Source organism: Bradyrhizobium campsiandrae (genome assembly GCF_014529705.1).
Lineage (GTDB): Bacteria > Pseudomonadota > Alphaproteobacteria > Rhizobiales > Xanthobacteraceae > Bradyrhizobium > Bradyrhizobium campsiandrae.
The window spans coordinates 1-26594 of the sequence record NZ_JAANIH010000037.1 but is presented as its reverse complement, the minus strand read 5'-3'; the positions used below and the strand labels follow the sequence as shown (position 1 = coordinate 26594).

Annotated in this window: 31 protein-coding genes and 1 pseudogene; 15 read left to right on the top strand and 17 right to left on the bottom strand. The window is 63.9% G+C overall.

Translation table 11 applies throughout. From position 1 onward, the window contains the following. Positions 1-3: 3 nt before the first annotated feature. The 10 genes from G8O24_RS25295 to G8O24_RS25250 form a co-directional block, all read right to left on the bottom strand. The gene (locus tag G8O24_RS25295) at positions 4-435 is read right to left on the bottom strand and encodes an acyl-CoA thioesterase (RefSeq protein WP_188104119.1); all 432 of its coding nucleotides are present in this window, start codon (positions 433-435) and stop codon (positions 4-6) included. A gap of 11 nt (positions 436-446) precedes the next feature. Further along, the gene (locus tag G8O24_RS25290; protein ID WP_188104118.1) at positions 447-1208 is read right to left on the bottom strand and encodes an SDR family NAD(P)-dependent oxidoreductase; all 762 of its coding nucleotides are present in this window, start codon (positions 1206-1208) and stop codon (positions 447-449) included. 24 nt (positions 1209-1232) lie between these two features. Beyond that, complete coding sequence (locus G8O24_RS25285) at positions 1233-3116, bottom strand: feruloyl-CoA synthase (RefSeq protein WP_188104117.1); 1884 nt, start codon at positions 3114-3116, stop codon at positions 1233-1235. Continuing rightward, complete coding sequence (locus tag G8O24_RS25280) at positions 3113-3922, bottom strand: crotonase/enoyl-CoA hydratase family protein (protein ID WP_188104116.1); 810 nt, start codon at positions 3920-3922, stop codon at positions 3113-3115. The genes G8O24_RS25285 and G8O24_RS25280 overlap by 4 nt, the downstream gene beginning before the upstream one ends. A 141-nt stretch (positions 3923-4063) precedes the next feature. Beyond that, positions 4064-4462, bottom strand: coding sequence for a type II toxin-antitoxin system HicB family antitoxin (locus G8O24_RS25275; protein WP_188104114.1), 399 nt, complete (start codon positions 4460-4462; stop codon positions 4064-4066). Between the two features lie 5 nt (positions 4463-4467). Beyond that, positions 4468-4656, bottom strand: coding sequence for a type II toxin-antitoxin system HicA family toxin (locus G8O24_RS25270; protein ID WP_188104112.1), 189 nt, complete (start codon positions 4654-4656; stop codon positions 4468-4470). A 44-nt stretch (positions 4657-4700) separates the two neighbouring features. After that, the gene (locus G8O24_RS25265) at positions 4701-5162 is read right to left on the bottom strand and encodes a DUF3237 domain-containing protein (RefSeq protein ID WP_188104110.1); all 462 of its coding nucleotides are present in this window, start codon (positions 5160-5162) and stop codon (positions 4701-4703) included. Positions 5163-5174: 12 nt separating this feature from the next. Further along, a complete protein-coding gene (locus tag G8O24_RS25260) occupies positions 5175-6494 on the bottom strand; it encodes a TRAP transporter large permease (RefSeq protein ID WP_188104109.1) in 1320 nt (439 codons plus the stop codon). Positions 6495-6496: 2 nt separating this feature from the next. Then, the gene (locus tag G8O24_RS25255) at positions 6497-7006 is read right to left on the bottom strand and encodes a TRAP transporter small permease (protein WP_188104107.1); all 510 of its coding nucleotides are present in this window, start codon (positions 7004-7006) and stop codon (positions 6497-6499) included. 73 nt (positions 7007-7079) lie between these two features. Further along, positions 7080-8096, bottom strand: a complete 1017-nt coding sequence (locus G8O24_RS25250; RefSeq protein WP_188104105.1) for a TRAP transporter substrate-binding protein — start codon at positions 8094-8096, stop codon at positions 7080-7082. Positions 8097-8349: 253 nt separating this feature from the next. Here G8O24_RS25250 and G8O24_RS25245 point away from each other — a divergent pair. Together G8O24_RS25245 and G8O24_RS25240 are read left to right on the top strand one after the other, a co-directional pair. Next, a pseudogene (locus G8O24_RS25245) lies at positions 8350-8684 on the top strand (FAD-dependent monooxygenase); the annotation flags it as partial. Positions 8685-8901: 217 nt separating this feature from the next. Beyond that, complete coding sequence (locus tag G8O24_RS25240) at positions 8902-9327, top strand: PaaI family thioesterase (RefSeq protein WP_188104103.1); 426 nt, start codon at positions 8902-8904, stop codon at positions 9325-9327. On the opposite strand, the gene G8O24_RS25235 is transcribed toward G8O24_RS25240, so the two are convergent. Then, complete coding sequence (locus G8O24_RS25235) at positions 9324-10208, bottom strand: LysR family transcriptional regulator (protein WP_188104101.1); 885 nt, start codon at positions 10206-10208, stop codon at positions 9324-9326. The two genes, G8O24_RS25240 and G8O24_RS25235, sit on opposite strands and share 4 nt — an antisense overlap. A gap of 123 nt (positions 10209-10331) precedes the next feature. Here G8O24_RS25235 and G8O24_RS25230 point away from each other — a divergent pair, with 123 nt between their 5' ends. Then, positions 10332-10961, top strand: a complete 630-nt coding sequence (locus G8O24_RS25230; protein WP_188104099.1) for a pyridoxamine 5'-phosphate oxidase family protein — start codon at positions 10332-10334, stop codon at positions 10959-10961. Here the strand turns inward: G8O24_RS25230 and G8O24_RS25225 are convergent. Both G8O24_RS25225 and G8O24_RS25220 read right to left on the bottom strand, forming a co-directional pair. Beyond that, positions 10958-12043: an AbrB family transcriptional regulator gene (locus G8O24_RS25225; protein ID WP_188104097.1), complete on the bottom strand. Its 1086-nt coding sequence runs from the start codon at positions 12041-12043 to the stop codon at positions 10958-10960. The two genes, G8O24_RS25230 and G8O24_RS25225, sit on opposite strands and share 4 nt — an antisense overlap. 100 nt (positions 12044-12143) lie before the next feature. Next, complete coding sequence (locus G8O24_RS25220; protein WP_188104095.1) at positions 12144-12425, bottom strand: PsiF family protein; 282 nt, start codon at positions 12423-12425, stop codon at positions 12144-12146. A gap of 187 nt (positions 12426-12612) precedes the next feature. Here G8O24_RS25220 and G8O24_RS25215 point away from each other — a divergent pair, with 187 nt between their 5' ends. Next, positions 12613-13110, top strand: coding sequence for a hypothetical protein (locus tag G8O24_RS25215; protein ID WP_188104093.1), 498 nt, complete (start codon positions 12613-12615; stop codon positions 13108-13110). 47 nt (positions 13111-13157) lie between these two features. Here the strand turns inward: G8O24_RS25215 and G8O24_RS25210 are convergent, their stop codons facing one another. Beyond that, on the bottom strand, positions 13158-13706 hold the full coding sequence (locus G8O24_RS25210) for a TetR/AcrR family transcriptional regulator (protein ID WP_188104092.1): 549 nt from the start codon (positions 13704-13706) through the stop codon (positions 13158-13160). A 107-nt stretch (positions 13707-13813) separates the two neighbouring features. Here G8O24_RS25210 and G8O24_RS25205 point away from each other — a divergent pair, with 107 nt between their 5' ends. From G8O24_RS25205 to G8O24_RS25185, 5 genes are all read left to right on the top strand, one after another. Then, positions 13814-14242, top strand: a complete 429-nt coding sequence (locus G8O24_RS25205) for an acyl-CoA thioesterase (RefSeq protein ID WP_202988776.1) — start codon at positions 13814-13816, stop codon at positions 14240-14242. Between the two features lie 3 nt (positions 14243-14245). Continuing rightward, positions 14246-14731, top strand: a complete 486-nt coding sequence (locus tag G8O24_RS25200; protein ID WP_188104088.1) for a PaaI family thioesterase — start codon at positions 14246-14248, stop codon at positions 14729-14731. A 30-nt stretch (positions 14732-14761) separates the two neighbouring features. Next, positions 14762-15145: a CidA/LrgA family protein gene (locus tag G8O24_RS25195; RefSeq protein ID WP_188104086.1), complete on the top strand. Its 384-nt coding sequence runs from the start codon at positions 14762-14764 to the stop codon at positions 15143-15145. Continuing rightward, positions 15142-15864 (top strand): LrgB family protein, encoded by a 723-nt coding sequence (locus tag G8O24_RS25190; RefSeq protein WP_188104084.1) that lies wholly within the window; start codon positions 15142-15144, stop codon positions 15862-15864. The genes G8O24_RS25195 and G8O24_RS25190 overlap by 4 nt, the downstream gene beginning before the upstream one ends. 86 nt (positions 15865-15950) lie before the next feature. Continuing rightward, complete coding sequence (locus G8O24_RS25185; protein ID WP_188104082.1) at positions 15951-16625, top strand: DsbA family protein; 675 nt, start codon at positions 15951-15953, stop codon at positions 16623-16625. Between the two features lie 84 nt (positions 16626-16709). On the opposite strand, the gene G8O24_RS25180 is transcribed toward G8O24_RS25185, so the two are convergent. The 3 genes from G8O24_RS25180 to G8O24_RS25170 form a co-directional block, all read right to left on the bottom strand. Next, complete coding sequence (locus G8O24_RS25180; RefSeq protein WP_188104080.1) at positions 16710-16916, bottom strand: hypothetical protein; 207 nt, start codon at positions 16914-16916, stop codon at positions 16710-16712. Positions 16917-17001: 85 nt separating this feature from the next. Next, positions 17002-18072 carry a carboxylesterase family protein gene (locus G8O24_RS25175; RefSeq protein WP_188104078.1) on the bottom strand — a complete coding sequence of 357 codons (1071 nt, stop codon included), beginning with the start codon at positions 18070-18072 and terminating at the stop codon, positions 17002-17004. Between the two features lie 20 nt (positions 18073-18092). Beyond that, a complete protein-coding gene (locus G8O24_RS25170; RefSeq protein WP_188104077.1) occupies positions 18093-19082 on the bottom strand; it encodes a S1C family serine protease in 990 nt (329 codons plus the stop codon). A 296-nt stretch (positions 19083-19378) separates the two neighbouring features. Here G8O24_RS25170 and G8O24_RS25165 point away from each other — a divergent pair, with 296 nt between their 5' ends. The 6 genes from G8O24_RS25165 to G8O24_RS25140 all read left to right on the top strand — a co-directional run. Continuing rightward, entirely contained in the window at positions 19379-20797 is a 1419-nt protein-coding gene (locus tag G8O24_RS25165; RefSeq protein ID WP_188104066.1) for a M20 family metallopeptidase, read from the top strand. Between the two features lie 259 nt (positions 20798-21056). Further along, entirely contained in the window at positions 21057-22847 is a 1791-nt protein-coding gene (locus G8O24_RS25160; RefSeq protein ID WP_188104064.1) for a peptide ABC transporter substrate-binding protein, read from the top strand. Positions 22848-22876: 29 nt separating this feature from the next. Then, entirely contained in the window at positions 22877-23836 is a 960-nt protein-coding gene (locus G8O24_RS25155) for an ABC transporter permease (protein WP_188104062.1), read from the top strand. After that, positions 23802-24719 carry an ABC transporter permease gene (locus tag G8O24_RS25150; protein WP_188104060.1) on the top strand — a complete coding sequence of 306 codons (918 nt, stop codon included), beginning with the start codon at positions 23802-23804 and terminating at the stop codon, positions 24717-24719. The genes G8O24_RS25155 and G8O24_RS25150 overlap by 35 nt, the downstream gene beginning before the upstream one ends. Then, positions 24719-25714: an ABC transporter ATP-binding protein gene (locus G8O24_RS25145; protein ID WP_188104058.1), complete on the top strand. Its 996-nt coding sequence runs from the start codon at positions 24719-24721 to the stop codon at positions 25712-25714. The genes G8O24_RS25150 and G8O24_RS25145 overlap by 1 nt, the downstream gene beginning before the upstream one ends. Next, the coding region (locus G8O24_RS25140) for an ABC transporter ATP-binding protein (protein WP_188104056.1) at positions 25711-26594 on the top strand (884 nt) is incomplete at its 3' end. The genes G8O24_RS25145 and G8O24_RS25140, both read left to right, overlap by 4 nt.

Below are 26594 nucleotides of genomic sequence, written 5' to 3'. Positions count from 1 at the left end.
GAATTAGCTCCGGAGCTCGCTTCCTGTGAATTTGGCTACCATTTCCGGAGGGAATGGGGCCGATTTCAGTTTGTCGGGGTTGTCAGGGTCGCGGCCGACCAGCACCCGCGTCTCAAAACCTTCGATGGCCAGCGCCTCGCCCTTGTAGACGTTGTGCTTCACCTCGAAGCTCGAGCGCTTGATGCCCTCGATTCTTGTCTCGATGGTGATCCAGTCGCCGTAGGTCGAGGGGATGTAGAACTTGGACCGCGTATCGACCATGGGAATTCCCACCAGGCCGTACTTGCGGACCAGGTCCTGCTTGGAGAACCCGGCGACCTCGAACAGGGCCGACGTCGAATCGTCGAACATCGCGAAATAGCGTGGGTAGTAGACGATGTTGGCGGGGTCGCAGTCGCCCCACTGGATCTGGACGTCGCGCCGGTTCACGAACATGCGCGGTGCCCTTACTTCGGCGCCATGCGCAGCGAGCCGTCGAGGCGCACCACTTCGCCGTTGAGGTAGGAGTTCTCGACCATGTGCAGGGCTAGCGCTGCGAATTCGTCGGCGTTGCCGAGCCGGCGCGGGAAGGGGATCGCGGCGGCGAGCGAATCCTGGGCTTCCTGCGGCAGATTGGCGAGCAGCGGTGTCAGGAACAGACCGGGCGCGATGGTGAGCACGCGGACGCCGAACTGCGCCAGCTCGCGCGCGATCGGCAAGGTCATGCCGACGATGCCGCCCTTCGAGGCCGAATAGGCGGACTGGCCGATCTGGCCGTCATAGGCGGCGACCGAAGCAGTGTTGATGATGACGCCGCGCTCGCCTGATGCCTGCGGCTCGAGCTTGGACATTTCCGTCGCGGCAAGGCGCAGCATATTGAAGGTGCCGATCAAATTGACCTTGATGACCTTGTCGAAATCGGCAAGCGCCATCGGGCCGTCGCGGCCGACGACACGTTTGGCGACGCCGATACCGGCGCAATTGACCAGCACGCGGGCGGGGCCGTGAGCCTTGGTCGCCTGCGCGATCGCAGCTTCGGCCGAGGCGGCGTCGGAGACGTCGCAGGTCACGGCGACGCCCTTGATCTCGGCGGCAACGGTTTCGGCAAGCTTGCTATTGAGGTCGCAGACCGCGACCTTGGCGCCCTGCGCCGCCAGCTTTCGCGCGGTGGCCGCGCCCAGTCCCGATGCGCCGCCGGTGACGATGGCTGCCTGATCCTTCAACAACATGGCGTTCTCCTTCGATGAATTCCTTTAGCCGACCGATATCACACGGTCCGATGGATTGGCAGCGTAGAGCTCCTCGATCAAGGCGGTGCGATTTTCAAGTACCGCGCGCTGGTTGATCGAGCCCTTGTCGGTGACTTCGCCCTTGTCGATCGAGAGCGGCGTGTCCATCAGAATCGCGCGCGTGACTCGCGTCGAGGAGCCGGTGGCCTGGGTGAGGAAGCGCGTCAGGCGCTCGCGAAAAGCCTCGCGCACCAGGCGGTCGCGCGCGGTGACCGTGAGGTCGTCGGCCGGCAGCGTTGGGTTGATCAGCCGGCAGCCGTCGAGATCGAGGATGACGAGGGCTGAGACCTCGTCGCGGTTGATGCCGGCGATGACGACATCGCGCACCAGCGGCGCGCAGGCCGCCGTGAGACGTGCGCGCAGCGGGCCGACGCTAACCCAGGTGCCGCTTGCAAGCTTGAAGTCTTCGCTGACGCGCCCGTCGAAATCGAAGCCGGCATTGAGATCGTCAGGGTCGGCGGGCTTGAGCGCATCGCCCATCTTGTAAAAGCCCTCTTCGTCGAAGGACTTTGCGCTGATGTCGGGCTGGCGCCAGTAGCCGGGCATCACGTTCGGCCCCTTGGCGCGCACTTCGAGCTTGCCGTTGTTCGGAACGAGCTTGGCCTCGTTGCCCGAGACCGGCAGGCCGACATGGCCGGAGCGGCTGGTGCGCGGATTGACCGACATGAAGAACGGCGCGGTCTCGGTGGCGCCGAGACCGGTCAGCATCGGTACGCGATAGCCCTTCTCCTTCACCGCAAGTTCATCGAGGCTGTTCCAGACGAACGGCGACAGCGCGGCGCCGGAGAAGAACATCGCATGCAGCCGGTCGAAGAACTTTGCGCGCAGGCCCTGGTCGTCGCGCAAGTAGGGCAGCAGCGATTCATAGCCTTTGGGCACGTTGAAATAGACCGTTGGCGAGATTTCCTGGAGATTGCGCACGGTCTCCTCGATGCCGCCGGGCATCGGCTTGCCGGCGTCGAGATACATCGAGCCGCCGTTGTACAGCGTCAGCCCGATATTATGGTTGCCGCCAAAGGTATGGTTCCACGGCAGCCAATCGATGATGACGGGCGGCTCGTCCTTGAGGAAGGCGAGCGTCTCGCGCAGCATCACCTGGTTGGCGCAGATCATGCGCTGGGTGTTGATGACGGCCTTGGGGTTGCCTGTTGAGCCCGACGTCAGCAGGAATTTTGCGATCGTGTCGGGGCCGATCCTCTCATGCACCTCGTCAAGATCGCGACGGATCGGCGTTGCCATCAGGTCGGCGAGCAGGGTGATGTCGCGGCCCGGCACCTGGCCATAGGATGCGGCGATCTCGGTGCCATCAGAGACGTTGGCGGCGAGCGCGTCGGCGAACTTGTCGGCGTCCTCGGCGAAAACGAGACCGGGCGTCAGCAGCTTCATCAGGTAGGACAGCTTGCCGTAATCTTTCGACACCAGCGAATAGGCCGGGGATACCGGGCAGAACGGAATGCCGGCATAGAACGCGCCGAAGGCCAGCAAGGCGTGGTCGATCGAATTGCCGGAGAGGATGACGACCGGCCGCTCCGCCGACAGGCCGCGCTGGATCAGTGCGGACGCGATGTGCCGGCTCGCGGTCAGCAACTCGGCATAGGTGATCTTGCGCCAGCCGCGGCCGCCTTCGCGCTCGGCCATGAACACGCGGTCCGGCGTCGTCGTCGCCCAGTGATGCAGACGGTCGGTGATGCGGACCGGATAGTCGCCGAGCGGCTGCTTTGGCCGCAGGTAGATGGTGCCGTCGGTGCGACGCTCGATGTCGACGGCGGGATCGCCGAACGAGATGGGCCGCAGCGGAGAATTGCTCACGCCGCGCTCTGTGCTGGAAGAGGACGGCTGCGCGCTCATGATTTAGGCTTCACCTTGGCGGTCTTGTGCTCGAGGAACTCGCGGATCCTTCGTTTTGCTTCCTTGTCGCTCTGCGCAACGGTGGCCATGAGCGACTCCATCAAAAGGCCGGTCTGCGGATTGGCCTCCGCGATCATCGGCAGGGCCTGGAGCACGGCGAAATTGGTCAGCGGCGCGTTGGACGCGATCTTGGCCGCAAGCTCCAGCGCCTTGGAAAGACCGTTGCCGGCCTCGGTGACATATTGCGCGAAGCCGTAGGACGCGCCTTCGGTCGCGCTATAGACGCGGCCCGTCAGCATCATGTCCATCATGCGCGCGACGCCGATCAGGCGGGGCAGCCGCACCGAGCCGCCGCCGCCGACGAAGATGCCGCGCTGCCCCTCGGGCAGGGCAAAATAGGTCGAGGGTTCGGCGACGCGGATATGGGCCGCGCAGGCGAGCTCCAGTCCGCCGCCGATCACGGCGCCCTTCAGCGCGGCGATGACGGGCACGCGGCTATACTGGATGCGGTCGAACACCCGGTGCCACATTTGAGAGTGCAGCAGCCCGCCGGTGGCGTCGTGGTCCTGGAGCTCGGAGAGGTCGAGGCCGGAGGAAAAATGGTCGCCGATGCCATGAATGACGACCGCGCCGATATCTTCGGGCAGGGACGCAAAATATTCGCCGATTTCGAGGATAATGCCGTCGTTGAGCGCGTTGCGCTTGGCCGGCCGGTTCAGACCCACGGTCAGAACCCGGTCCACCCTCTCGATTTGAAGCAACCCGGAGGCGCCCGCGCCAGCGGTCTCGGCGTTTCCCTGTGTCATTTGCGTCCTTGTCAGAATAGTTATGTTGTATAACGAATTCTGGGGGAGTCAATATGGCTCAGGTCTCGCGGGGAAAGGTTCGTCGAAGTGTCCCAGGCATCTGAGCAGTCGGAGTGCTACGGCCTCATAGACGGAGGCGCATCAGACGGCGTCGGTCATCAATTTCTTCGCGGCTTGGGCAAGCAGGCCTGAGCGCGTGTAACCGTGCGCTTCCGCATATTTGTCGATCTGCTCAAGGACGTCGCCGGGCAGCGTGACATTGACGCGGACGATCTTTGGCTGGTCCTCTTTAACCGACACCAGAATTGCAACGCCTGAGCGGTTCTCGGGATTCGACATGACCTCTTCGAGTGATGAAGGCTCGGGGATCGCTTCTCCCTCTTCGGCCATGCCTTCGAGATGCAGCGCGAGTGCTTCCTCGGCCATATCGCGCGCTTCGTCGAGCGTTGTTCCCGCGGTTATGACTCCCGGGAGATCAGGAAACGACACACCAAAGTCGCTGTCGGCGTCCTTATGGATGAGGCCAATGTAGTGACGCATCGCGCTTACCTCAGCTTCAGGCCGGACTGCTTCTCTATGCTTTTAAACGTGCCAAGGGGAACGTCCCGCTTGGGATGAGGGACCGTGACACGGCCCGCCTTCGCCGGGTGTTTGAATTGTAAATGGCTGCCCTTCTGGGCCACCTGGACCCAGCCATCTCTTTGAAGCGCCGAGATAATGTCCCGGCTATTCATTGTGTGTATTTATACACATTGGTCCGAGGAGTCAACAATAACGCTCACACCACCTGATGCACGTCGATCACCACGCGATCAGCATGGCGTGCCGCTGAGCCGACAAAGATGTGCTCCATCAGCCAGCGATACGTCGCGTGTCCGGTCTCGAATTTCGGCACGGTCCGGAAATAGATCAGCTTCGGATCGACCGCTTCGCCGCGCTTGAGCTTTTGCAGGAGCTCGACCGGGCCGAAGCGCATGCCCTTGTTCTCGACATAGACGACGGCGCCGTCGTCGGTCTCGAAGGCGTACTTCGCTTCCAGGTCGGTCAGCTCGTTGGGGCGGATGATCTGGAAGTCGGCGCCGAAGGGCAGCACCTTGCCTGATATCGCGCCCTTCACCTCGCCGCCGATGATCGGGATGATGCGGCGGACCCCGATGCCGGTCTCCCCGGCGGTGACGACCTCGCCAATTCTTGCGGTGATGGTGAAGACGTATTTCGTCTCGAGCGTCGGTGCGGTCATCGCTTCACCCTTCTAATGCCCCATCATCCGCATCGGCAGCCATGTCGCCAGCAGCGGGAAGGCGATCAGGATGACGAGGCGCACCAGATCTGTCGCCACGAACGGGATCACGCCCTTGAAGATGGTGGAGAAGGAGACGTCCTTCACCACGCTCTTGATGACAAAGACGTTCATGCCGACAGGCGGATGGATCAGGCCGAGCTCGACCGTCATGACGATGATGACGCCGAACCAGATCGGGTCGAAGCCGAGATGGGTGATCACGGGGAAGATGATCGGCACGGTCAGGATGATCATCGCCATGGCATCCATCAGGCAGCCGAGCACCAGATACATCACCATGATCAGGGCCAGCACGCCGTAGGGGCCAAGGCCGAGGCCGGTGAGGAATTCGGTGACCTTCTGCGGCGTCTGCGTCACGGTCAGGAAGTAGCCGAAGATCAGCGCGCCGATCAGCACGGTGAACACGGCGGCGGCTGTGCGTGTCGCCTGGAGCAGCGAGGCCAGCACCTTCTCGCGGTCGAGCCGTCCCGTGACGATGCCGATGATGAACGCGCCGGTGGCGCCGACGCCGCCCGCCTCGGTCGGGGTGAAACGCGGCAGGAAGGGGAGGCCGTAGAGGCCGCCGATCACGAACACGAACAGCAGCACGGGCGCCCAGATGTCCTTCAGGCCCGCGAAGCGCTCGCGCCAGGGCAGCACCTTGCCCTTGGGCAGGAAGTCGGGACGGAAATAGCCGATCAGGAAGATCGTGATCATGTACATGGTCATCGCCAGAAGGCCCGGGATGATGCCCGCGATGAACAGCTTGCCGATATCCTGCTCGGTGATGATGCCGTAGACGGCCAGAACGGTGGAGGGCGGCAGCATCGCACCCAGCGTGCCGCCGGCGGCGATCACGCCTGTCGCAAAGGACTGCGGATAGCCGAAGCGGCGCATTTCGGGATAGGCGACAGCGGAGAAGGTCGCTGCAGTCGCAACCGACGAGCCGCAGATCGCGGCAAAGCCGCCGCAGGCACCGACGGTCGCGATGCCAAGGCCGCCGCGCAAGTGCCCGACGAACCCATTGGCGGCGCGGAACAGCTCGCGGCTCATGCCGGAATTGCTGACGAAGGAGCCCATCAGCAGGAACATCGGGATCACGCCGAAGGTGTAATCGGTGACCGTGCGCATCGAAGTCTGGCCGACCAGCTTCAGCGCGGGCGTCGCGCCGACCAGATAAGAGAAGCCGGAGACGCCGACGAGGCCCATGGCCATGCCGACGGGCACGCGTAGCAGCATCAATGCGAACAGGGAAACGAAGCCGATAACGGCGACGGCATCAGTGCTCATGGTTACTCGGTCGCCTTCAGCTTGGGGTCGTGCATGTCTTCGGGGTGGAAGATCAGCCGGTACGTGCGGATCGCGATCAGCAGCACGGCGGAGACGTCGCCGATCCAGGCGATCGCGAAGAACGGCCAGGTCGGCATGTGCATGTCGAAAGTCTGGACGTTGTCGTTGTAGGTGCCCCGCACCTTGTCGAACAGCGTCCAGGTCTGCACGGTGACGACGAACAGCAGCACCAGCGTCGCGAACACGTCGATCCAGCGCTGGTAGCGCGGGCCGACATTGCCCCAGACCAGGTCGACCGTGATGTGCGTGCCGCGGTACGACGTGGCCGCGATGCCCCAGAAAATGAGAATGCCGAGCAGCATGCGGCCGATGTCGAAACTGTCGGGGATCGAATAGTTCAGCGTGTTGCGCAGCAGCACCGACAGAAAGATGTCGAGCGCAACGATGCCGACGAAGGCGGCCGCGATCCATTCGATCGAATCGATGACGCGGTCCATCCAGGAACGCTTCATAGGCGGAGGTCCTCAAATTTGCAGGAAAACGGCGGCGGAATGATTCCCGCCGCCGCTTCTGTTTCCATGAAAACTATTCCGCCAGCGCGTTGTACTTCTTCAGTGACGCCTTCAGCTCCGCGAGCGTGGCGTCGGGGTCGTAGCCGGCTTTCTTGGCGCCATCGCTCCAGGTCTTGACCAGCGGCTCGGCCGCCTTCTTCCAGGCGGCGGTCTGGTCCGGCGTCAGCTTGTAGACGTCGTGTCCCTCTTCCGCCTTCACCTTGTCGACGCCGGCATCCTCGAACTTGCCCCAATGCTCGCCGACGACGCCGGCCATCTCGGTCGAGCAGTTCTTGTCGATCGCGGCCTTCTGCTTGTCGGACATCGCATTGTACTTGTCCCTGTTCATCACGAACACGAACGTCGTGGTGTAGAGCGGCGCTTCCATATCGTACTTCGTCACCTTGTCGATGCCGAACAGCACCAGCGAGCCCCAGGGGAAGGTGACGCCATCGGCGACGCCGCGCTCGATGATGTCGCGCACTTCAGGCGCGGAGGATTGCACGTTGGTGCCGCCGAGCGCGGTGACGAAGTTCGCCATGGTGGCGTGCGCAGGGCGGATCTTCATGCCTTTCACGTCCTCCGGCATCACGATCTTCTTGGTGCGGGAGTGGAAGGACGAAGGCGAATGGACGAAGGCGAGGCAGTATTTGACGTCCTTCATCTCCTTCTCGGCATATTTGCGGTACCAGGCGTCCAGACCCTCTGAACCGCCCTTGGCATCCGAGATCAGGAACGGCAATTCACCTGCGCCGATGATCGGGAAGCGGCCTGGCTGGTAGCCGGGATTGACGTAAGTGACGTCGGCAATGCCGTCGCGCGCCATGTCGTAATGGTCGAATGCCTTGCCGAGCTGTTGGGCCGGAAACACCTTGCCCGTGATGGTGCCGCCGGAATCCTTGTTCACCGCGGCCACCCAGTCTTCCAGCGACTTTTGCAGCGGATGCGAGGCCGGCACCCAGTGCGAGACCTTCAGGTCGATGGTCTTGTCCTGCGCGAATGCAGGGCTCACGCTTGCTGCCAGCAGCAGAGCCAGACAGGCCTTTCTCATCACGCGTCTCTCCCTCTTTGTTGACGGCGGGCTTCGATGGCCCGGTCTCGTTAGTTAACATGTTATATAATTGGCCGGCGCGTTCAAGCCGGAACTGCTGCGTCATCTACGTCAGCGATGTTGCATGGATTTGTCGCGTTGCCGCGACGGCCATTCCCCTTTTGCCCAACCGTTATATGTTATAATTATCGCGCGCGGCCGATCACGACAAGCGAACCGCGACGAAAGCCTACAGGATCGGCAGGAGCAAGTATTGCGGACAAAAGTCGCAATCATCGGGGCGGGGCCGGCCGGATTGTTGCTTCGGCAACTTCTGCACACATACGGCATCGACAACGTCATTTTCGAGCGGCAGAGCCCGGATTACGTGCTGGGACGCATCGGCGCAGGCTTGCTAAGGACGTGCAGCCGCATGATTTCGACGGCAGTCACCCGCGCGTAACCTGGGTCAAGGATGGCGTCACCCACACACTCGATTGCGACTTCACCGCCGACTGAGACGGTTTTCACGGCATCAGCCGCGCCAGCGTGCCCGCGTCGGCGATCGGGCAATTCGAGCGGCTCTATCCATTCGGCTGGCTCGGAATGACGCGGCGGTGCCTCCACATCGTCATTGCGAGCGAAGCGAAGCAATCCAGCAATCTATCCGCGGAGACAGTCTGGATTGCTTCGTCGCAAGGGCTCCTCGCAATGACGATGCCCCCCGTTTTCAAACACCCGCGCAAATCCCGTTTAAAACTTTGTAATTGATGCGCCTGTCACGTCCATCGCGTTCAATGCTGGCAATCAGCAACGCGAGACGCACATGACCAGCAACGACATCCCCGAAGGCTTCGAGCCGCTCTCTCGCAAGAGCCCGCTGACCGAACCGTGGGAGCCGCTCTACGCAAGGAAGACCGACCGCGCCGTCATCATCGGCCTGCGGCTCGCAAGGCCTCACACCAATGGCCGCGGCCTGATCCATGGCGGCCTGATCACAGCGCTCGCGGACAACGCCATGGGCTATAGCTGCGCGCAGGCCACGGGCTGGACCATTTCGCTCGTGACGGTCTCGCTCTCGATCGATTTCGTCGGCTCGGCCGAGATCGGTCAATGGTGTTCGATCGAGAGCGAGGTGATCAAGACCGGCAAGACAATCTGCTTCGCGCAGTGCCTGGCGAAGGCCGATGATGCCGTGATCGCGCGGGCCAGCGGAACGTTCCGAGTGGTGCCCAAGAAAGCCTCAGCTTAACCAAACCTCCACTGCGTCGTCTCCACCACGAGATCGATGAACGCGCGCACCTTGGCCGAGAGCAGGCGCGAGGTCGGATAGACGACATGGATCGGCAGCGCCGGCTGCTCGTATTTCGCCAGCACGATTCTGAGCCGCCCGCGCTTCAGCCCCTCGGCGGCTTGATAGGCCAGCACCCGCGTAATGCCGCCTCCGGCCTCGGCATATTGCAGGGCGGCATCGGCACTGTTGCTGGTGAAGCGCGGAGATGGCGTCACCTCGATGTCGCGGCCGTCCTGCACGAACTGCCAGCTTGCCAGCGGACCGAACTGGATCGTTTGATGCTCGCGCAGTGCGTCGGGCGTCTTCGGCTCGCCATGGCGCTTGAGATAGCCGGGCGTCGCCACCGTGATCCGCCGCATCTCGCCGACCTGGCGCGCCACCAGCGAGGAATCGGCGAGATGGCCGATCCGCACCGCGACATCGACGGCGTCTTCGACGAGGTTGACGAGGTTGTCCGACAGCCTCAATTCGCAGGCGACTTCGGGATAACGCTTGAGATAGGCGGTCATGACCGGCCCGACATGCAGCCGGCCGAAGCCGACCGGGGCCGACACCGCGAGACGCCCGCTCGGCCGGTTGCGCTCCGCCCGTGCCGAGCCGTCAGCCTCCTCGACATCGGCGAGGATCCGCCGGGCGCGTTCCAGATAGCGCGTGCCGACATCGGTCAATCTCACCTGCCGCGTGGTTCGTTGCAGCAGCCGCGCGCCGAGATGGTCCTCCAACGCCGCGACCAGCCGCGTCACGGCCGACGGCGACAGCCGCAGTTTACGCGCGGCCGGCGCAAATCCGCGCAGATCGGCGACGGTGACGAAGACGTGCATGGCATCAAGACGGTCCATGGAAATTATTGCATATATTGCAACGATGAAGTGTCAAGCCGCCAGATTGTTTTAGACTGTAGAAGGTCCATCTTGAAATCGGGAAGACGCAGCAATGCGCCGGAATTTTCAGGAGATATTCCGATGACCGGAGTTCATACCTATGCCAGCGATGTCGCTTTCACCCCCGCGGTGAAGGCGATCCAGGCGCGCAAGGGCTCGCGCGAGGCCTATGGCCGCGTCGAGCAGCGCGGCTGGCGCACCGAGGTCGACGAGGACCTCGAAGCCTTCCTGACTGAAGCCAACAGTCTCTACTTCGCGACCGCGGCGGCTGACGGACAGCCCTACATTCAGCACCGCGGCGGGCCGAAGGGCTTTCTGAAGGTGCTGGACAAGCGGACGCTCGCCTTCGCCGACTATGCCGGCAACCAGCAGTACCTCACTCAGGGCAACCTCTCGGAGAATGCCAAGGCCTATATCTTCGTGATGGATTATGCCCATCGCCGCCGGGTGAAGATCTGGGGCGAGGCGCGCGTGGTCGAGGACGACGAAGCGCTGCTGGAGGCGCTGATGCCGCAGGGATACCGGGCGCGGCCCGAGCAGGTGATCGTGTTCAAGATCGCTGCCTGGGATACCAATTGTCCGCAGCACATTCCGCAGAAGTTCGACGCTTCTGATGTTGCGGCGGCGCTGGCGGCCAGAGACCAGCGGATTGCGGAGCTCGAGGCGCAGGTTGCGGCGCTCAAGGGGCAGGCAGCAGAGGAGAACGGCTAATCGTCGACGTCGTCCTGGGTGCGGCCGAACAGGTGGACGATGCCGGGCGTCGCGATCGTCACGAACACGAAGCGCGAGAGGTGATGGGCGCCGACGAAGATCGGGTCGATGTGCAGCGTGAGCGCCAGCGCCAGCATCGCATCCATCGCGCCAGGTGCGAACGCAACGACGACGTCGGAGAATTTGACCTGCGTCGTGAGTGCGACGATGGCGACGAAGATGGCAGACACGGCGATCGCCACGGCGAACGATCCCAGCGCGGCGTTGATGTGGCCGGCCAGCGTCTTGATCCGCATCCGGGCAAAGCGGCTGCCGATCAGCGCGCCGATGCCGACCAGCGCGACGCCGCGGACCCAGTTCGGCAGGCCGCCCTCGACCCAGCCTGCGCCATGGAGCACGCTGGAAGCGATCATCGCGCCGAACATCCAGCTCGCCGGAAACTTGATCAGCCGCAGCACCAGCGATGCCGCCAGCGAGGCGGCGACCAGTTCAACCAACTCGAGCGGCGAGGCGATCGTGGTCGTCAGCGACGGCGCAACGGAAGGCGCGACGCCCGCGATCGCCAAGATCATCGGCAGCGCGGCGGTCAGGATGATCACACGCATGGTCTGCACCACCGCGATTCCCGGCAGGTCGGCGCCGCGCTCGACCGCCAAAATCGTGATCTGCGAGAGGGCGCCCGGGCTGCCGGCGAGGAAGGCCGAGGTGCGATCCCACCCATGGACGCGCTGGAGGTAATAGCTGGAGCCGAAAGTCGAGCAGAAGGTGGCGAGCGCCAACAGCCCGATGGTCAGGGGATAGGCGCTGACCTGCTGGATCAGATGGCGCGAGACCACCGAGCCCAGTGAAATACCGAGCAGCACCAGCACGGTCTGGGTCAGGAGCGGCGGCACCGCAAGCTGACGCCCGGCAATCGCGGCGATCCCGACCGCGATCATCGAGCCCGAGATCAGTCCGCCTGGAAGGCCCGCGACCAGGAAGACCAGGCCGCCGGCGGCGCCGATGACGAGCGTCTCCGCGGTGCTCAAAACCTTGGCACGGCTCGGCCATTCGAATGGAAGAGAGGCGGCGATTTGCTTCACACCACCTTATCGCAAATCGGCGAGAGGCGCACAATTGCAGGCTCGTCATGCCGCAATGCGTGCGCCTCCCGCCAAAGGCGAGGAGCGGATTGTGACGGATTTACTTCTTGTCAGCGGCTGGCGCGGGCGCGGGAGTGCCGCCGGCCTTCGCGGTCTTGATGCACTCGGAGCGGAATTTCTTGCGCTCCTTGCCATGCAGGCCCTTGGCATCCGCCTGCTTGGAGCATTCGAGCGACTCGGCCGAGTGCTCCTTCGGTGCCTTTTTGTCGGTGGTGGCGGCAGCATCGGTCTTGGCGGCCGGCGCCGCGGTCTGCGCGAAGGCGGTGCCGGCGGCGAATAGGGAGGCGATCGCGACGACGGCAAGGCGGGAGGCGAGGGTCATGATAGGGCTCTTCTTGCGAGAGTTGCGGAGGGCCGCGAACGTCGGCCCGTGTTGCTGAACGCGACATGAATAAACCTGAACGGAGGGGTCACTATATTTTGGCGTCGAGCAGCATCACTTCCTTGTCGGACGTCGGGGGCACGCTAGGATAGCAATCCTCGTTTTGCTTTCCTGAGGGAGACCAAGGATGACCATCCAAGCCAAACTGTTGTGTGCAATTGCGGTGTCGGGCGTTGCCGCGCTGGTGGCGAGTGCGCCGGCCCAGGCGCTGACCTCGCAGGAGTGCAGTGCGAAATACCAGGCAGCCAAGAAGGACGGCTCGCTCGGCACCATGAAATGGAATGACTTCCGCAAGGCCCAGTGCGGTGCCGACGCGACGCCTGCGGCTGCGCCAACCGCGGCGGCCCCGGCGGCGCCCCCGCCTGCTGCCGAGCCGAAACAGGCCAAGAAGGAGGCAGCCCCCGCTGCTGCTCCGGCGCCGACCCTGCCGGCCGGCCCCGCGATCTTCCCGAACGCGGTCGATCCCAAATACGCCAAAGAGACCGCCGGCAAGGCACGCCTCCATACCTGCGTCGACCAGTACAACGCCAACAAGACCACCAACGGCAATGGCGGCATGAAGTGGATCGAGAAGGGCGGCGGCTATTACAGCGAATGCAACAAGAAGCTGAAGGGCGCCGCCTGAGGCTTCAAGACGACGCAGAGGCCGGAGCCGAGCTCCGGCCTTTTGTTTTAGTCCAACAATTTCTCGGCCGATTTCGTCACGAGCTGTGACCGCTTGCGCGGGCCGCGCTCGACGAACAAGAGGCTCTGGCCGAAGATGAAGCAGTAGAACAGGAAGGCCTGCGCTTCCGCCTCCTCCGCCTCGAGGCCGGTCGCGCGATAGAGCTCGGCCACGTGCTTGAGCCGTGCTGCATCCACGTTCGCCACCGCGGCAGCCGCGCTTTCGTCGGAACGGGCCCATTGCCGGATCGCGAGCTCGATCGCCATGCCTTCCGGATTGAGCCGTTCGGAATAGAGCTGGATCACCGCCTTCAGTCGCTCGCGGGGCGTCTCGCCGTCGAGACTGGTCTGCTCCGCGATTGACGCCGAGCGGCCCTCGCGCCAATGCACCAGCATGGCCTCGAGCAGCGCGGCTCGGTCGGCGAAGCGGCGATAGAAGCCTCCCTTGGTAACGCCGAGATTCTTGGCAAGCACTTCGACCCGCACGCCCTCGACGCCGGCGCGGGCGAGTTCTTTGAACCCCGCCTCGACCCAGACGTCGCCCTTGCCGTCATTCATGAAGGAAGCCTCACCGGTTCTTGATACGCCGCCGTATTGCTAACGCGCTTCCTGCCTGATACGCTACCGTATCAAGATCAAGGCACGGACAGGGGCAGGGAATGGCGCTGGAGCAGGAGGCGACTTATCGTGGCACCGTCTATCCGTGGCAATGCGATCACGTCGGCCACATGAACATCATGTGGTATGTCGGCAAATTCGATGAAGCCAACTGGAATCTGTTTGCCCGGCTCGGGCTGACGCCGAGCTATCTGCGCGCCTCCGGCCGCGGCATGGCCGCAGTCCAGCAGAATATCACCTACAGACGCGAGCTGCTTGCCGGCGATGTCATCGAGATCCGTAGCCAGCTGCTCGAGCTTCGCGACAAATCGATCCGTTTCCGGCACGATATGACGAACGCTGAGACTGGCGAGATTGCTGCGTTCTGCGAGCTTACGGCCGTGCATATGGACCGTAGCCTGCGCAAATCCGCGTCGTTCGCCGATGACGTCCGCGCGATAGCGCTGCGACATGTTGCCGAACCGGTCGGGGCCTGAGCCATGGCTGCGTTCGAGCCGAAAGATCCGGGCTATCGCGCGGCGGCCGTCGCCATGTTCGAGCGACAACCGGCGATGCACACGCTTGGCATCGTCATCGTCCGCCTGGCGCCGGGCGAGGCCGAGCTGGCCATGCTGCATTCGTCGGCGCTGACGCAGCAGAATGGCTTTGTTCATGCCGGCATCATCACGGCGGGGCTAGACAACGCCTGCGGCGTCGCCGCCTTTACGCTGATGCCGGCCGAGGCCGATATCCTCACCGTCGAATTCAAGACCACGCTGCTCGCACCCGCCCGCGGCGAGCGCTTTGTGTTCAAGGCTGAGGTCGTCAAGCCCGGCCGCACGCTTACCTTCTGCGAGGCCAAGGCCTTTGCCGAGCATGACGGCAAGACCTCGCTGATTGCCACCATGACCGGAACGCTGATGGCGATGCTGCCTCGTGCTGTGGCTGCGCATCAGCGCCCGCGGCCACCGCATGGTGGCAATTGACAAGCCCGGCGGCGCATCCCTTGATGCGCCATGCTTGCGAGTCTCAGCCTTATCCTGCTCTGCCAACTGACCGGAGAGGCCGTGGTCCGTGGCCTCGGCCTGCCGCTGCCGGGCCCCGTGCTCGGCCTGCTCCTGCTTCTGACCCTGCTGCTCGCGCGCGATCGCTTTGCGTTGCTCGCGCATGGCCCGCTCGGCAAGGATGGTGTGGAGTCCGCCAGCAAAGGCCTGCTGGCGCATCTTTCGCTGCTATTTGTGCCTGCCGGCGTCGGTGTGGTGCAAGAACTCGATCTGCTCGCCTCCCACGGCATCGCCATCGTCCTGGTGCTTGCCCTGTCGGTGGTCGTCACCTTGCTCGCCACCGTCCTGACCTTCCGCCTGGTCAGCCGCCTGTTGAAGCAACAGGACTTCAGATGAAAGACAACCCGTTCTCGCTCTGGGTCTATCTCTCGCAATCGCCGCTGCTCTGGCTGACGGTGACGCTGCTGGTCTACGCGGCCACGGACGCGGTGTCGCTGGCCACACGACGCCATCCGTTTGCCAATCCGGTGCTGCATGCGATGTGGATCATCGGGGCGTTCCTGCTCGCGACCCACACGTCCTACACCACCTATTTCGCGGGCGCCCAGTTCGTGCACTTCCTGCTCGGGCCTGCCACCGTGGCGCTCGCGGTGCCGCTTTACGAAAACCGCAAGCGTGTGGTCTCCTCCATCGTGCCAATGCTGGTGGCGTTGATCGCGGGCTCGGTGGCGGCCGTGGTGTCGGTGGTGCTGCTCGCAGAACTTGCCGGCCTGCCGCGTGATGTGGTGCTGTCGCTGGCGCCGAAATCGGTCACGGCCGGTGTCGCCATGGGTATCGCCGAATCACTGCATGCGGATCCTTCGCTGGCCGCGGTCGCGGTCATCCTTACCGGCATCATGGGGGCGATCATCGTGACCCCACTCATGAACCGCACCGGCATCACCGATTACCGCGCCCGCGGGTTCGCCGCCGGCCTTGCCGCGCACGGCATCGGCACGGCGCGGGCATTCCAGGTCGACGAGATCGCCGGCGTCTTCTCCGGCATTGCCATGAGCCTCAACGCTCTGGTGACCTCGTTCCTGGTCCCCCTGGTGGTGACGCTGCTGGTGCGATGACATCGCTCCTGCCACGCTCTATATGGAGCGTAACATTTCCCGGTCCTGAGCCGTATTGGGGCGATAGGACCGAAACGGGACGAGATATGACGGGATTCAGGACTAGGGACCCAAAAAGCGGCCTTCTGCCGACGCGCCGCGCGGCGCTGACGTTGATCGGGGCAGGCGCCTTCGCCGCTGGCGGGATAAGCTTGGCGCGCGCGGCAGCTACCGGTGATGACGAAGTGCTCACCGAAGCCAAGGTGCTGCGCGACCCCGATGTTCCCGTCGCCGGCAACCCCGCGGGCAACATCAGCATCATCGAGTGGTCCGACTATAATTGCCCCTATTGCCGCAAGCTCGAACCCGAGCTTCGCCAGGTCGTCCAGGACGACGGCAAGGTGAGGCTGGTCTTGAAGGACTGGCCGGTCCTCGGCCCGGTCTCGGTGACGGCGGCCCGGATCGCGCTCGCAGCGAAATATCAGGACAAGTACCATCCGGCCCATGACGCGATGATGGGCGTCAGTTCGCGCCTGACCGAGTCGCGCATCAACGAGCTGCTCGCCTCCATCGGCGTCGACATGGATCGCCTCAAGAGCGATCTCACGGCGCATGGGAAGGACATCGACGCGATCCTCAAGCGCAACAATGACCAGGCCGAAGCTTTCGGCTTCCGCGGCACGCCGTCCTTCATCGTCGGCAAATACCGCGTGCCGGGCGTGCTCAGCATGGCCGAGTTCGAGCAGGTCATCGCCGACGCGCGCAAGGCCAAGATGAACTGACCTATCGCCACGCTATTCGCAGCCACGACAAAGGCGCCGCCGCAGGACCGCGACGGCGCCTTGTTCATGTCCGGTCGATCGAGCTTACTTCGATGAGATCCGCACCCAGTCCTTGTGGGCACGATCGCGCAGCAGGTCCCAATCGGCCTTCGCGACATCCCAGTTCACGATGGTGCGATTGGTGATGGCAACCTCGCCATTGGCGACGGACGACGTCTGCATGGAATCATAGACATAGACGCCGCAAGCGAGCAGCAGCGCGCCCAGGATCATTCCGAAAAAAGTCTGCATGGCGAACCCTCCGGTGTGTCGGGCGGACAACGTCGGCCCGGAGTGATGGTTCCGCGACAGTGCGGCGCAGTTAAGGACGGTTCGTTCACGCCCCGTTCAGCCATTGCAGCAGCTCCGCATTGATCTCGCGCGGATAGGCGTGGCTGAGATCGTCGATCTCGCGGTAGGTGACGTCAGCGCCGGCGGCAGCGAGGGCGCCTTGCGTCTGCCGTGCGGTCTGCACCGGAAACATCCAGTCGAGCTTGCCGTGGGTGATGAAAACAGGCAGGCCTTGGAGCCGCGTGGCGTCGGCCATCTCCGCCATCAGCGGATGGAAGGTCGCCGACACCGGCGCAAGGTGAGTGAACGGGGAGGCGCCGCCGAGGCCGCTGACGTAGCAGAAGGTGCCGCCGTCACTCATGCCTGATAGCAGCAGGCGTGAAGCGTCGATCGCCCAGCGGCCGCGCACGGCTTCGAGGATGCGCATCAAGTTCGGCGTGTCGCTGTCGTCGCCCATCAGCGCCCAGGTCTGGCCGGTCGCGGTTGGCGCGACCAGGATCGCGCCAAGACTGCGTGCATCGCGCAGCCAGCTCCACAGGAAGCCGCGGCCGTTGCCGCTGCCGCCATGCAGCGCCATCACGAGGGGCATCGGGCGATCGGGTGTGTAATATTCGGGTACATAGACCGAGAAGCCGCCGCGGCTGCCCGGCTCATTGTGATCGTGAAAGACGCCGGTGTGCTCGCTCGCGCCGACCTCGATCCGTGACAGCAGTTCCTCATTCCCGCGATTGGCGGCGTTGAGGAAGAAGTTGCTGACCGGCGGGAATTGCGCCGATAGCGGATAAAGCGCCTCCTGTGCGCGCGGCAGATGACGCAAGGCACGAAATACCGCGACGAGATCGCCATTGCCGCGCTCGACGTCGCGAATGCCGGCGAAGGCAGAAAGCGTCTCCTTGCAGGCAAGATCGAGCCGCTGGCGCAGCCCGGCGAACTGCTCCGGCCATTCTCCAACCGCGGCGTGCGCGGTTTGCAGGGCATCGTCAGGCGCGCCGATCGCGTCTATGACGGAAGCAAAGGCCGGCGGATGCAAGTGCCGGGCGAAGAAGCCGAGCGCTTCCAGCGCATTGAGCAATGGCGGCAGCACGGCTACGATGTCGTCGACGACGGCCTCGGTCATTGCCGCTTTCCTTATTGCAATCAGTGCAGCTTCGGCGCCTTCAGAAGCTTGAAGCGATCGGTCGAGGTCACCGTGACGTCGAACGTGACGCCTTCATGATGCGCGCTGCCCTGATGGTGCACGGTCAGCGGCACGTCGACGCCGGCGGCGCCGAGTCCCCACATCTTTTTATAGAAGGCCGTCTGGCTCGTGACTTTTTCGCCGTCCACGGCGAGGATGACGTCGCCGGTCTTGAGCTCGGCGCGAGCGGCCGGACCATTGGACGAGATCCCGATCACCACCACACGGTTGTCGATCTCGGTCGAATAGAGCCCGAGCCACGGGCGCGCCGGCTTGTTGACGCGGCCGAACTTGCGGAGATCGTCCAGGATCGGCTTCAGCAGGTCGATCGGCACGATCATGTTGACGTGCTCTGCCTTGCCGTCGCGTTCGCGCTCGAGCTGGAGCGAGCCGATGCCGATCAATTCGCCGCGCTCGTTGATCAGTCCGGTGCCGCCCCAATTCGGATGGGCGGGATAGGTGAACAAGGCCTCGTCGAGCAGATACTCCCAGTACCCGGCGAATTCCTGCTTGGCGACGATCTGGCTCGCGACCGAGCGCGTCCGCCCACCGGCGCCACCGACCACGACGCGGTCGCCGATCCTGACATCCGCCGACGAGCCGAGCGGCAGCGGCTCGACATCGAGCCGGCCGAGCGCCTGTACCAGGCCGAAGCCGGTCACGGCGTCGAAACCGAGTGCATGTCCTTCGACGACGCGTCCGTCGCCGAGGTGAAGCCAGACGGATTCCGCTTCGGTGATGAGATAGCCGATGGTGAGTACCAGCCCGTCATCAATCACGACGCCGTTGCCGGCGCGCTCGGTACCTAGCGTTTCCGCGCTGAAGGCATCAGGCGGAATGATGGCATGCAGGCCGACGACGGAGGCGAGCGCACGGTCGAGGTCGAAGCCGTAGTCGCTCGCGCGCGGCTGATGGGCCGGCGGCACTCTCCATTCGGTCAGGGCAGGCATGGAGGTCTCCTGGTCTAGCGAACGCGGTCCCTTCGCCGCGAAACGAGCGCGCGCGAAGCACCGGTAATTTAAGCCGAGGGCGACCGTCTTGAAAGACTTGACCTCAACTATTCCAGGCGCGGCCAGGCCAATTCACCGATCGCGCCAGGAACTGCCGGTGCTTATTGCAGTGGCAGCGCGCTGGACCGTTGGTCGCGCCGGTCGCATGGCTGATGTCCGGCGAGCCGCTGGTCGTTCAGCGGTGAAGCTGCTAACCATTGCCGCTTCGTTTGACCAAGAGATCACGGACCGAAGCAATGGATAACCGCAGCGACATCTGGCGTGGCATCGACACCATCAAGGGGCGTTTCATCGACCTCAGCGACAAGGTCTGGGGCATGCCCGAAGTCTGCTACACCGAGGCGCGCTCAGCCGCCGAGCATCTCGCCGAATTGCGCCACCAGGGTTTCCGCATCACCGAGAAGGTGGCGGGCATTCCGACCGCGGTGATGGGCGAATGGGGCGAGGGCGGTCCGGTGATCGCCTTCATGGGTGAATATGACGCGCTGCCAGGCCTCAGCCAGGAGGCAGGCGTCGCCGAGCACCGTCCGGTCGAGACCGGCGGTCACGGCCATGGTTGCGGTCACAATCTGCTCGGCTCCGCGGCGCTGCTCGCCGCGACCGCAGTCAAGGACTGGCTCGCGGAGCACAAGGTGCCTGGTCGCGTGCGCTATTACGGCTGTCCGGCGGAAGAGGGCGGCGCGGCCAAGGCCTTCATGGTGCGCTCCGGCGCATTCGCGGACGCCGATATCGCCATCACCTGGCATCCGCATAGTTTCTGGGAAGTTGCGGTGACGCCCTCGCTCGCCAACACCCGTGCCGACTTCATCTTCACCGGCCGCACCTCGCATGCGGCGGCTTCGCCGCACCTCGGCCGCTCCGCGCTCGACGCGGTCGAACTGATGAATGTCGGCGTGAACTACATGCGCGAGCACATGCCGAGTGATGCGCGCGTGCATTACGCGCTGCTCGACACCGGCGGCATCGCACCCAACGTGGTGCAGGCCCACGCTCGCGTCCGCTATTCCATTCGCGCCCGCGACCTTCCCGGCATGAACGAGCTGGTCGGGCGCGTCAGCAAGATCGCCGAGGGCGCGGCCTTGATGACCGAGACCAAGGTCGAAATGAAGATCATCTCTGCGGTCTCCAACATCCTGCCGAACACGCCGCTGGAACAGGCGCTGCACCGGGTCATGGAAGAGCTGGGACCGCCGCATTTCGATGACGCCGACAAGGGATTTGCCAGCCAGATCCGCGCGACGTTGACCGACAAGGACATCGCGTCGGTCTATTATGCGATCGGCATGGAGCCGACGGATCGGCCGCTGGCCGACTTCCTGGTACCGCTCGACGCCAAGCGCAATCCGCTGGTCGGCTCGACCGATGTGGGTGACGTGAGCTGGGTGGTGCCGACCGTGCAGGTTCACGCACCCACGGTTGCAATCGGTACGCCCTTCCACACCTGGCAGGTGGTGGCGCAGGGCAAGAGCCCGCATGCCCACAAGGCGATGGTGCAGGCCGCCAAGGCCATGGCCGGCCTCGGCATCAAGGCGCTGACTGAACCGGACCTGATCAAGGCAGCGAAGGCCGATCTCACCAGGCGCACGGCAAAGACACCTTATGTCTGCCCGCTGCCGGACCACGTCGCGCCGCCGCTCGATATGTCCGTGGCATAGAATTCCGTCTCGATACTTCGTCTGATCTGGAGATCAAATTTTTCGCAGTGCAACTTGGTTTCCGGCGGATTTTGACGCCGGAATGCCGAACCGTTGGGCTACGGACCGAAGTTCTGCTCAACAGACAGCCAGAAATCGTTTGCATACACACAGCCGCAGTTGACGCGCGGCCTATTCGGTGTGCCATCTACCGCCAGCCAAAACCCGGCGGCCATCCCGCGGCCGCCTGCATCCATACAGGAACCAGACGGGGACAACCATGCTGGACAAAGAACTGCGTTCGATGATCGGTGATGTGAAGGACGGGCGGATGGATCGCCGCGCCTTCATCAAGCGCCTGGCCGCCGTCGGCCTCACCGCGCCCATGGCCAACCAGATCCTCGCGCTCGGCGGTGTCGCCATGGCCGAAGGTGCCCAGACCTACAAGCCGACCAAGCGCGGCGGCGGCGGCGCGCTGAAGCTGCTGTGGTGGCAGGGCCCGACCCTGCTCAATCCGCACTTCGCCACGGGTACCAAGGACCAGGACGGCTCGCGCCTGTTCTATGAACCGCTCGCCTGTTGGGATCCGGACGGTAACATGAAGCTGGTGCTGGCGGCGGAAATCCCCTCGATCGAGAACGGCGGGCTGGCCGCTGACGGCAAGTCTGTGACATGGAAGCTGAAGCCCGGCGTCAAATGGCACGATGGCAAGCCGTTCACCGCGGACGACGTCGTGTTCAACTGGGAGTACGCCAAGGATCCGGCGACCTCCGCGCTGACCATTGCAACGCACCGCGACATCACGGTCGAGAAAGTGGACGATCTCACGGTCCGCATTCTGTTCAAGAAGCCGACGCCGTTCTGGGCCGACGCCTTTGTCGGAGCTCCGAACACCATCATCCCCAAGCATCTGTTTGCCGACTACACCGGCAGCAAGTCGCGCGAAGCGCCGACCAACCTGTCTCCGGTCGGGACCGGCCCCTACAAGTTCGTCGAGTTCAAGCCCGGTGACCTCGTCCGCGGCCAACTCAATCCGGACTATCACATGCCGAACCGGCCTTATTTCGACACCGTCGAGATGAAGGGCGGCGGCGACGCGGTTTCGGCCGCGCGCGCAGTGATCCAGACCGGCGAGTATGATTTCGGCTGGAACATCCAGGTGGAGGACGACGTCCTGCTGCGGCTCGAGAAGGGCGGCAAGGGCAAGACCATCTACGCCGTAGGCGGCGACACCGAGTTCATCGCACTGAATTTCACCGATCCCAACACCGAGGTCGACGGCGAGCGCTCCTCGATGAAGACCAAGCACCCGCTGTTCTCCGACCCCGCGGTGCGCAAGGCGCTCTCGATGCTGGTCGATCGCGAGTCGGTCAAGAAGGCGATCTACGGCCGTGCCGGCCGCACCACCGCCAACTTCCTCAACGGTCCCGAGAAGTTCGTCTCCAAGAACACCAGTTGGGAATTCAGCATCGAGAAGGCCTCCAAGCTCCTCGATGACGCCGGCTGGAAGCCGGGCGCGGACGGCATCCGCGAGAAGGACGGCAAGAAGCTGAAGATCGTCTACCAGACCTCGATCAACGGCCCGCGTCAGAAAACCCAGGCGATCATCAAGCAGGCGTGTCAGAAGGCGGGCATCGACGTCGAGCTGAAGTCGGTGGTGGCATCGGTGTTCTTCTCCTCGGACGTCGCCAACCCCGACACCTATGCGCATTTCTACGCGGACATCGAGATGTTCCAGATCCCGCTGAGCCAGCCGGATCCGTCGCAGCACATGCGCCGCTATATGTCGGCCAACGTCGCCACCAAGGAAAACAAGTGGCAGGGCACGAACTTCCCGCGCTGGGTCAACAAGGACTACGACGCAGCGATCCTGGCCGCCGAAAGCGAGATGGATCCGGTCAAGCGTGCGGCCCACTACATCAAGGCCAACGACCTCATGTTTGAGGATACCGTCTTCATCCCGGTGCAGCATCGGCTGAAGGTGGAGGCGGCTGCCAACAATCTGCGCCCGATCATCAGCGGCTGGGCCAACGAAACCGACAATCTGCACGACTGGTACCGCGAGGAATGATCACGCGCGCCTAGAGCGAATCTTCCCTCATGAGTCAGTATGTCCTGCGTCGTCTGATGATCGCGATCCCGAGCCTGCTCGGGATCTCGGCCGTCCTGTTCTTCGTGCTCGCATTGGCACCCGGAGATCCCTTCTCGGAACTGGCGACCAATCCGAACGTCCCGCCCGAGGTGCAGGCCGCGCTTCGGGCCAAGTTCGGCCTCGATGATCCGATCTATCTTCGCTATCTGCACTGGCTCAATGCCATGCTGCACGGCGACTGGGGCTTCTCCTTCGTCAGCCGGATGAACGTCGACACGCTCATCCTGCAACGTCTGCCGGCGACGCTCTACGTGATCGGCTCGGCGCAGGTCCTGGCGTTGCTGATCGCGATCCCCGTCGGCGTCTATGCGGCAACAAAGCCCTATTCGCTGTTCGACCAGGTCGCCAACACGCTCGCCTTTGTCGGCTTCTCGCTGCCGACCTTCTTCACCGGCATCCTGTTCATCCTGATCTTCTCGGTCACGCTGGACTGGCTGCCCTTCGTCTACACCACCGACATCAAGGCGACCGGCATTCACTGGGTGCTGGAGATGATCCGCCAGGCGATCATGCCGGTGGCGGTGCTCGGCCTGTTCCAGGCGGCGTCGATGACGCGCTTCGTACGCTCGGCGATGCTCGACGTCATCAGGCTCGACTACGTCACCACGGCGCGCGCCAAGGGCCTCGGCCAGGCCAAGGTCATCATCAAGCACGTGATGCGCAACGCCATGATCCCGGTCGTCACGCTGATCGCGCTGCAGATGCCTGCCGTGTTCGGCGGCGCCATCGTGACCGAGCAGATCTTCCGCATCCCCGGTATCGGCTCGCTCCTGATCTCCTCCATCCTTTCCAACGACACGCCGGTGGTGATGGCCGTCACCTTCGTCTTCGCGTGCCTCGTGGTGCTGTTCAACCTCATCGCGGACGTTCTTTATGGCTGGCTTGACCCTCGCATCTCCCTCCGCTGAGCGGGGCGTCTACTCGCCCTGGCGCGAGACGTGGCGGCGTTACAGCCGCCACAGGCTCGCCGTTGTCAGCGCGTTCCTGCTGCTTGTCCTGATCCTGGCGGTCGTGGTCGGTCCGTTCATCTGGCGCGTCAAGATCAACGACATCGACATCGTCGCCGGTTTGCAGGGGCCGTCGCTGGCCCATCCCTTCGGCACCGACGATCTCGGCCAGGACATCCTGGCGCGCATGATCTATGGCGGGCGGATCTCGCTCGCGGTCGGGCTCGCCGCGATGCTGGTGTCGGTGTTCATCGGCACGCTGATCGGCGCGCTCGCCGGGATGTCGCGCGGCGCGCTTGGGCACGGCCTGATGTGGCTCACCGACCTCTTTCTGTCGCTGCCACAATTGCCGCTTCTGCTGCTGCTGATCTATCTCTTCCGCGACGGGTTGAAGCAGGTGTTCGGACCCGAGGGTGGCATCTTCATCCTGATCGTGCTCGTGATTGGTGGCCTGCGCTGGATGCCGGTGGCGCGTCTCGTCCGCGCGCAGTTCCTGTCGATTCGCGAGAAGGAGTTCGTCGAGGCCGCGCGCGCACTCGGTGCCAGCCCGGTGCGGCAGGTGGTGAAGCACATCCTGCCCAATGCGCTGGGGCCGGTGATCATCGCCGGCACCATCGACGTCGCCGCCGCGATCATCGCGGAATCGACGCTGTCCTTCCTCGGTCTCGGCTTTCCGCCTGATACCCCGACCTGGGGCCGGCTGCTGTACGACGCCAAGGATTTCCTCGACATCGGCCCGCACTGGGCCCTGTTTCCGGGCGGCGCGATCTTCATCGCGGTGGTCGCCATCAATTTCATCGGCGACGGTCTGCGTGACGCGCTCGATGCGCGACGGGTGATCTGATGGCGCCGCTGCTCGAGATCAAGGGTCTGAAAACCCACTTCTCCACCGATGACGGCATTCTGCAGGCCGTGGACGGCGTCGATATTTCGATCAACCGGGGCGAGACGCTCTGCGTCGTCGGCGAGTCCGGCTGCGGCAAGACCGTCACCGCGATGTCGATCCTGAAATTGATCGCGATGCCGCCAGGCCGCATCGCGGCGGGCGAGATCATCTTCGAAGGCCGCGACCTGGTGCCGCTGACGAGCAACCAGCTCGACGAGATCAGGGCCAAGGAGATCGGCTTCATCTTCCAGGAGCCGATGACCTCGCTCAATCCGGTGCTCACGATCGGCGAGCAGATTGCAGAGAGCCTGCGCCGGCATGAAGCCGTGACCAGGAAGCAGGCAATCGAGCGCACGATCGAGATGCTGAAGCTGGTCCAGATTCCGAATGCCGAGGGCCGCGTCCACCACTATCCGCACCAGTTCTCCGGCGGCATGCGCCAGCGCGTGATGATCGCGATGGCGCTCGCCTGCAAACCCAAGCTCGTCATCGCCGACGAGCCGACCACCGCGCTCGACGTCACCATTCAGGCGCAGATCCTTGACCTGCTCCAGGACATGAAGGAACGCTTCGGCATGGCGGTGATGCTCATCACCCATGCCATGGGCGTCGTCGCCGAAACCGCACAGCGTGTCGTCGTGATGTATGCCGGCAAGGTGGTGGAAGAGGCCGGTGTCGACGCACTCTTCGCCGATCCGCGCCATCCCTATACGCAGGGCCTGATCCGCTCGATCCCGCGCATCGATCTCGACAGCGAGCACAAGACTAGGCTCGAGGCGATCGGTGGTTCGGTGCCGATCCTGATCAATCCGCCGGTCGGCTGCCGCTTTGCGCCGCGCTGCAAGTTTGCCATGAACGTCTGCACCGAGAAGGAGCCACTGTTGCGCGAGATCGCGCCCGGCCACCGCATGGCGTGCCATCTCGGCGATACGCAAGTTGGAGGCGCGGCATGAGCGAGCCCTTGCTCCGCGTCAGCGGCCTGAAGAAATATTTCCCCGTGCTCGGCGGTCTGCTGTCGCGCCAGGTCGGCAGCGTCTACGCGGTCGACGGCGTGTCATTCTCGGTCAATCGCGGCGAGACGCTCGGTCTCGTCGGTGAATCCGGCTGTGGCAAGTCGACGACGGGACGCTGCGTACTGCGCCTGATCGAACCGACCGACGGCGAAGTCGTGTTCGACGGCCAGGACGTGCGCCAGCTCGGCGGCACCGATCTGCGCGCGATGCGGCGGAACATGCAGCTCGTCTTCCAGGATCCGTTCGCCTCGCTCAATCCCCGCATGACGGTCGGCTCCATCCTCGGCGAAGCCTTCACCATCCACAATCTCGCGTCCAACGCCAGGGAGCGCGAGGAGCGCGTCGCAGGGTTGCTCGTGAAGGTCGGCCTCAAGGCCGAGCACATGCGCCGCTATCCGCACGAATTCTCCGGCGGCCAGCGCCAGCGCATCGTGATCGCGCGGGCGCTGGCGGTCGAGCCGAAGCTGATCGTCTGCGACGAGCCGGTGTCGGCGCTCGACGTCTCGATCCAGGCCCAGGTCATCAATCTCCTGGAAGACCTCCAGGCCGAGCTGAACCTCACTTATCTCTTCGTCGCGCACGATCTCTCGGTGGTCGAGCACATCTCCGACCGCGTGGCGGTGATGTATCTCGGCCGCATCGTCGAGCTGGCGAAGGCGAGCGACCTCTATCGCAATCCGCAGCATCCCTACACCAAGGCGCTGCTCTCCGCGGTGCCGGTGCCGGATCCCAAGCTCAAGCGCAACCGCATCCGCCTCAAGGGCGACGTGCCGAGCCCGATGAAGCCGCCGTCAGGCTGCCACTTCCACACCCGTTGCCC

Bases quoted from the DNA above. Each gene is read 5' to 3' on its own strand.
- G8O24_RS25215 (WP_188104093.1), top strand. From the start codon at position 12,613: ATGACCATCCAAGCCAAACTGTTGTGTGCAATTGCGGTGTCGGGCGTT.
- G8O24_RS25190 (WP_188104084.1), top strand. From the start codon at position 15,142: ATGAAAGACAACCCGTTCTCGCTCTGGGTCTATCTCTCGCAATCGCCG.
- G8O24_RS25210 (WP_188104092.1), bottom strand. From the start codon at position 13,706: ATGAATGACGGCAAGGGCGACGTCTGGGTCGAGGCGGGGTTCAAAGAA.
- G8O24_RS25170 (WP_188104077.1), bottom strand. From the start codon at position 19,082: ATGCCTGCCCTGACCGAATGGAGAGTGCCGCCGGCCCATCAGCCGCGC.
- G8O24_RS25270 (WP_188104112.1), bottom strand. From the start codon at position 4,656: ATGAATAGCCGGGACATTATCTCGGCGCTTCAAAGAGATGGCTGGGTC.
- G8O24_RS25150 (WP_188104060.1), top strand. From the start codon at position 23,802: ATGGCTGGCTTGACCCTCGCATCTCCCTCCGCTGAGCGGGGCGTCTAC.
- G8O24_RS25160 (WP_188104064.1), top strand. From the start codon at position 21,057: ATGCTGGACAAAGAACTGCGTTCGATGATCGGTGATGTGAAGGACGGG.
- G8O24_RS25180 (WP_188104080.1), bottom strand. From the start codon at position 16,916: ATGCAGACTTTTTTCGGAATGATCCTGGGCGCGCTGCTGCTCGCTTGC.
- G8O24_RS25275 (WP_188104114.1), bottom strand. From the start codon at position 4,462: ATGCGTCACTACATTGGCCTCATCCATAAGGACGCCGACAGCGACTTT.
- G8O24_RS25165 (WP_188104066.1), top strand. From the start codon at position 19,379: ATGGATAACCGCAGCGACATCTGGCGTGGCATCGACACCATCAAGGGG.
- G8O24_RS25235 (WP_188104101.1), bottom strand. From the start codon at position 10,208: ATGGACCGTCTTGATGCCATGCACGTCTTCGTCACCGTCGCCGATCTG.
- G8O24_RS25220 (WP_188104095.1), bottom strand. From the start codon at position 12,425: ATGACCCTCGCCTCCCGCCTTGCCGTCGTCGCGATCGCCTCCCTATTC.
- G8O24_RS25145 (WP_188104058.1), top strand. From the start codon at position 24,719: ATGGCGCCGCTGCTCGAGATCAAGGGTCTGAAAACCCACTTCTCCACC.
- G8O24_RS25265 (WP_188104110.1), bottom strand. From the start codon at position 5,162: ATGACCGCACCGACGCTCGAGACGAAATACGTCTTCACCATCACCGCA.
- G8O24_RS25290 (WP_188104118.1), bottom strand. From the start codon at position 1,208: ATGTTGTTGAAGGATCAGGCAGCCATCGTCACCGGCGGCGCATCGGGA.
- G8O24_RS25240 (WP_188104103.1), top strand. From the start codon at position 8,902: ATGACCAGCAACGACATCCCCGAAGGCTTCGAGCCGCTCTCTCGCAAG.
- G8O24_RS25230 (WP_188104099.1), top strand. From the start codon at position 10,332: ATGACCGGAGTTCATACCTATGCCAGCGATGTCGCTTTCACCCCCGCG.
- G8O24_RS25175 (WP_188104078.1), bottom strand. From the start codon at position 18,072: ATGACCGAGGCCGTCGTCGACGACATCGTAGCCGTGCTGCCGCCATTG.
- G8O24_RS25295 (WP_188104119.1), bottom strand. From the start codon at position 435: ATGTTCGTGAACCGGCGCGACGTCCAGATCCAGTGGGGCGACTGCGAC.
- G8O24_RS25255 (WP_188104107.1), bottom strand. From the start codon at position 7,006: ATGAAGCGTTCCTGGATGGACCGCGTCATCGATTCGATCGAATGGATC.
- G8O24_RS25280 (WP_188104116.1), bottom strand. From the start codon at position 3,922: ATGACACAGGGAAACGCCGAGACCGCTGGCGCGGGCGCCTCCGGGTTG.
- G8O24_RS25155 (WP_188104062.1), top strand. From the start codon at position 22,877: ATGAGTCAGTATGTCCTGCGTCGTCTGATGATCGCGATCCCGAGCCTG.
- G8O24_RS25185 (WP_188104082.1), top strand. From the start codon at position 15,951: ATGACGGGATTCAGGACTAGGGACCCAAAAAGCGGCCTTCTGCCGACG.
- G8O24_RS25250 (WP_188104105.1), bottom strand. From the start codon at position 8,096: ATGAGAAAGGCCTGTCTGGCTCTGCTGCTGGCAGCAAGCGTGAGCCCT.
- G8O24_RS25195 (WP_188104086.1), top strand. From the start codon at position 14,762: ATGCTTGCGAGTCTCAGCCTTATCCTGCTCTGCCAACTGACCGGAGAG.
- G8O24_RS25285 (WP_188104117.1), bottom strand. From the start codon at position 3,116: ATGAGCGCGCAGCCGTCCTCTTCCAGCACAGAGCGCGGCGTGAGCAAT.
- G8O24_RS25200 (WP_188104088.1), top strand. From the start codon at position 14,246: ATGGCTGCGTTCGAGCCGAAAGATCCGGGCTATCGCGCGGCGGCCGTC.
- G8O24_RS25260 (WP_188104109.1), bottom strand. From the start codon at position 6,494: ATGAGCACTGATGCCGTCGCCGTTATCGGCTTCGTTTCCCTGTTCGCA.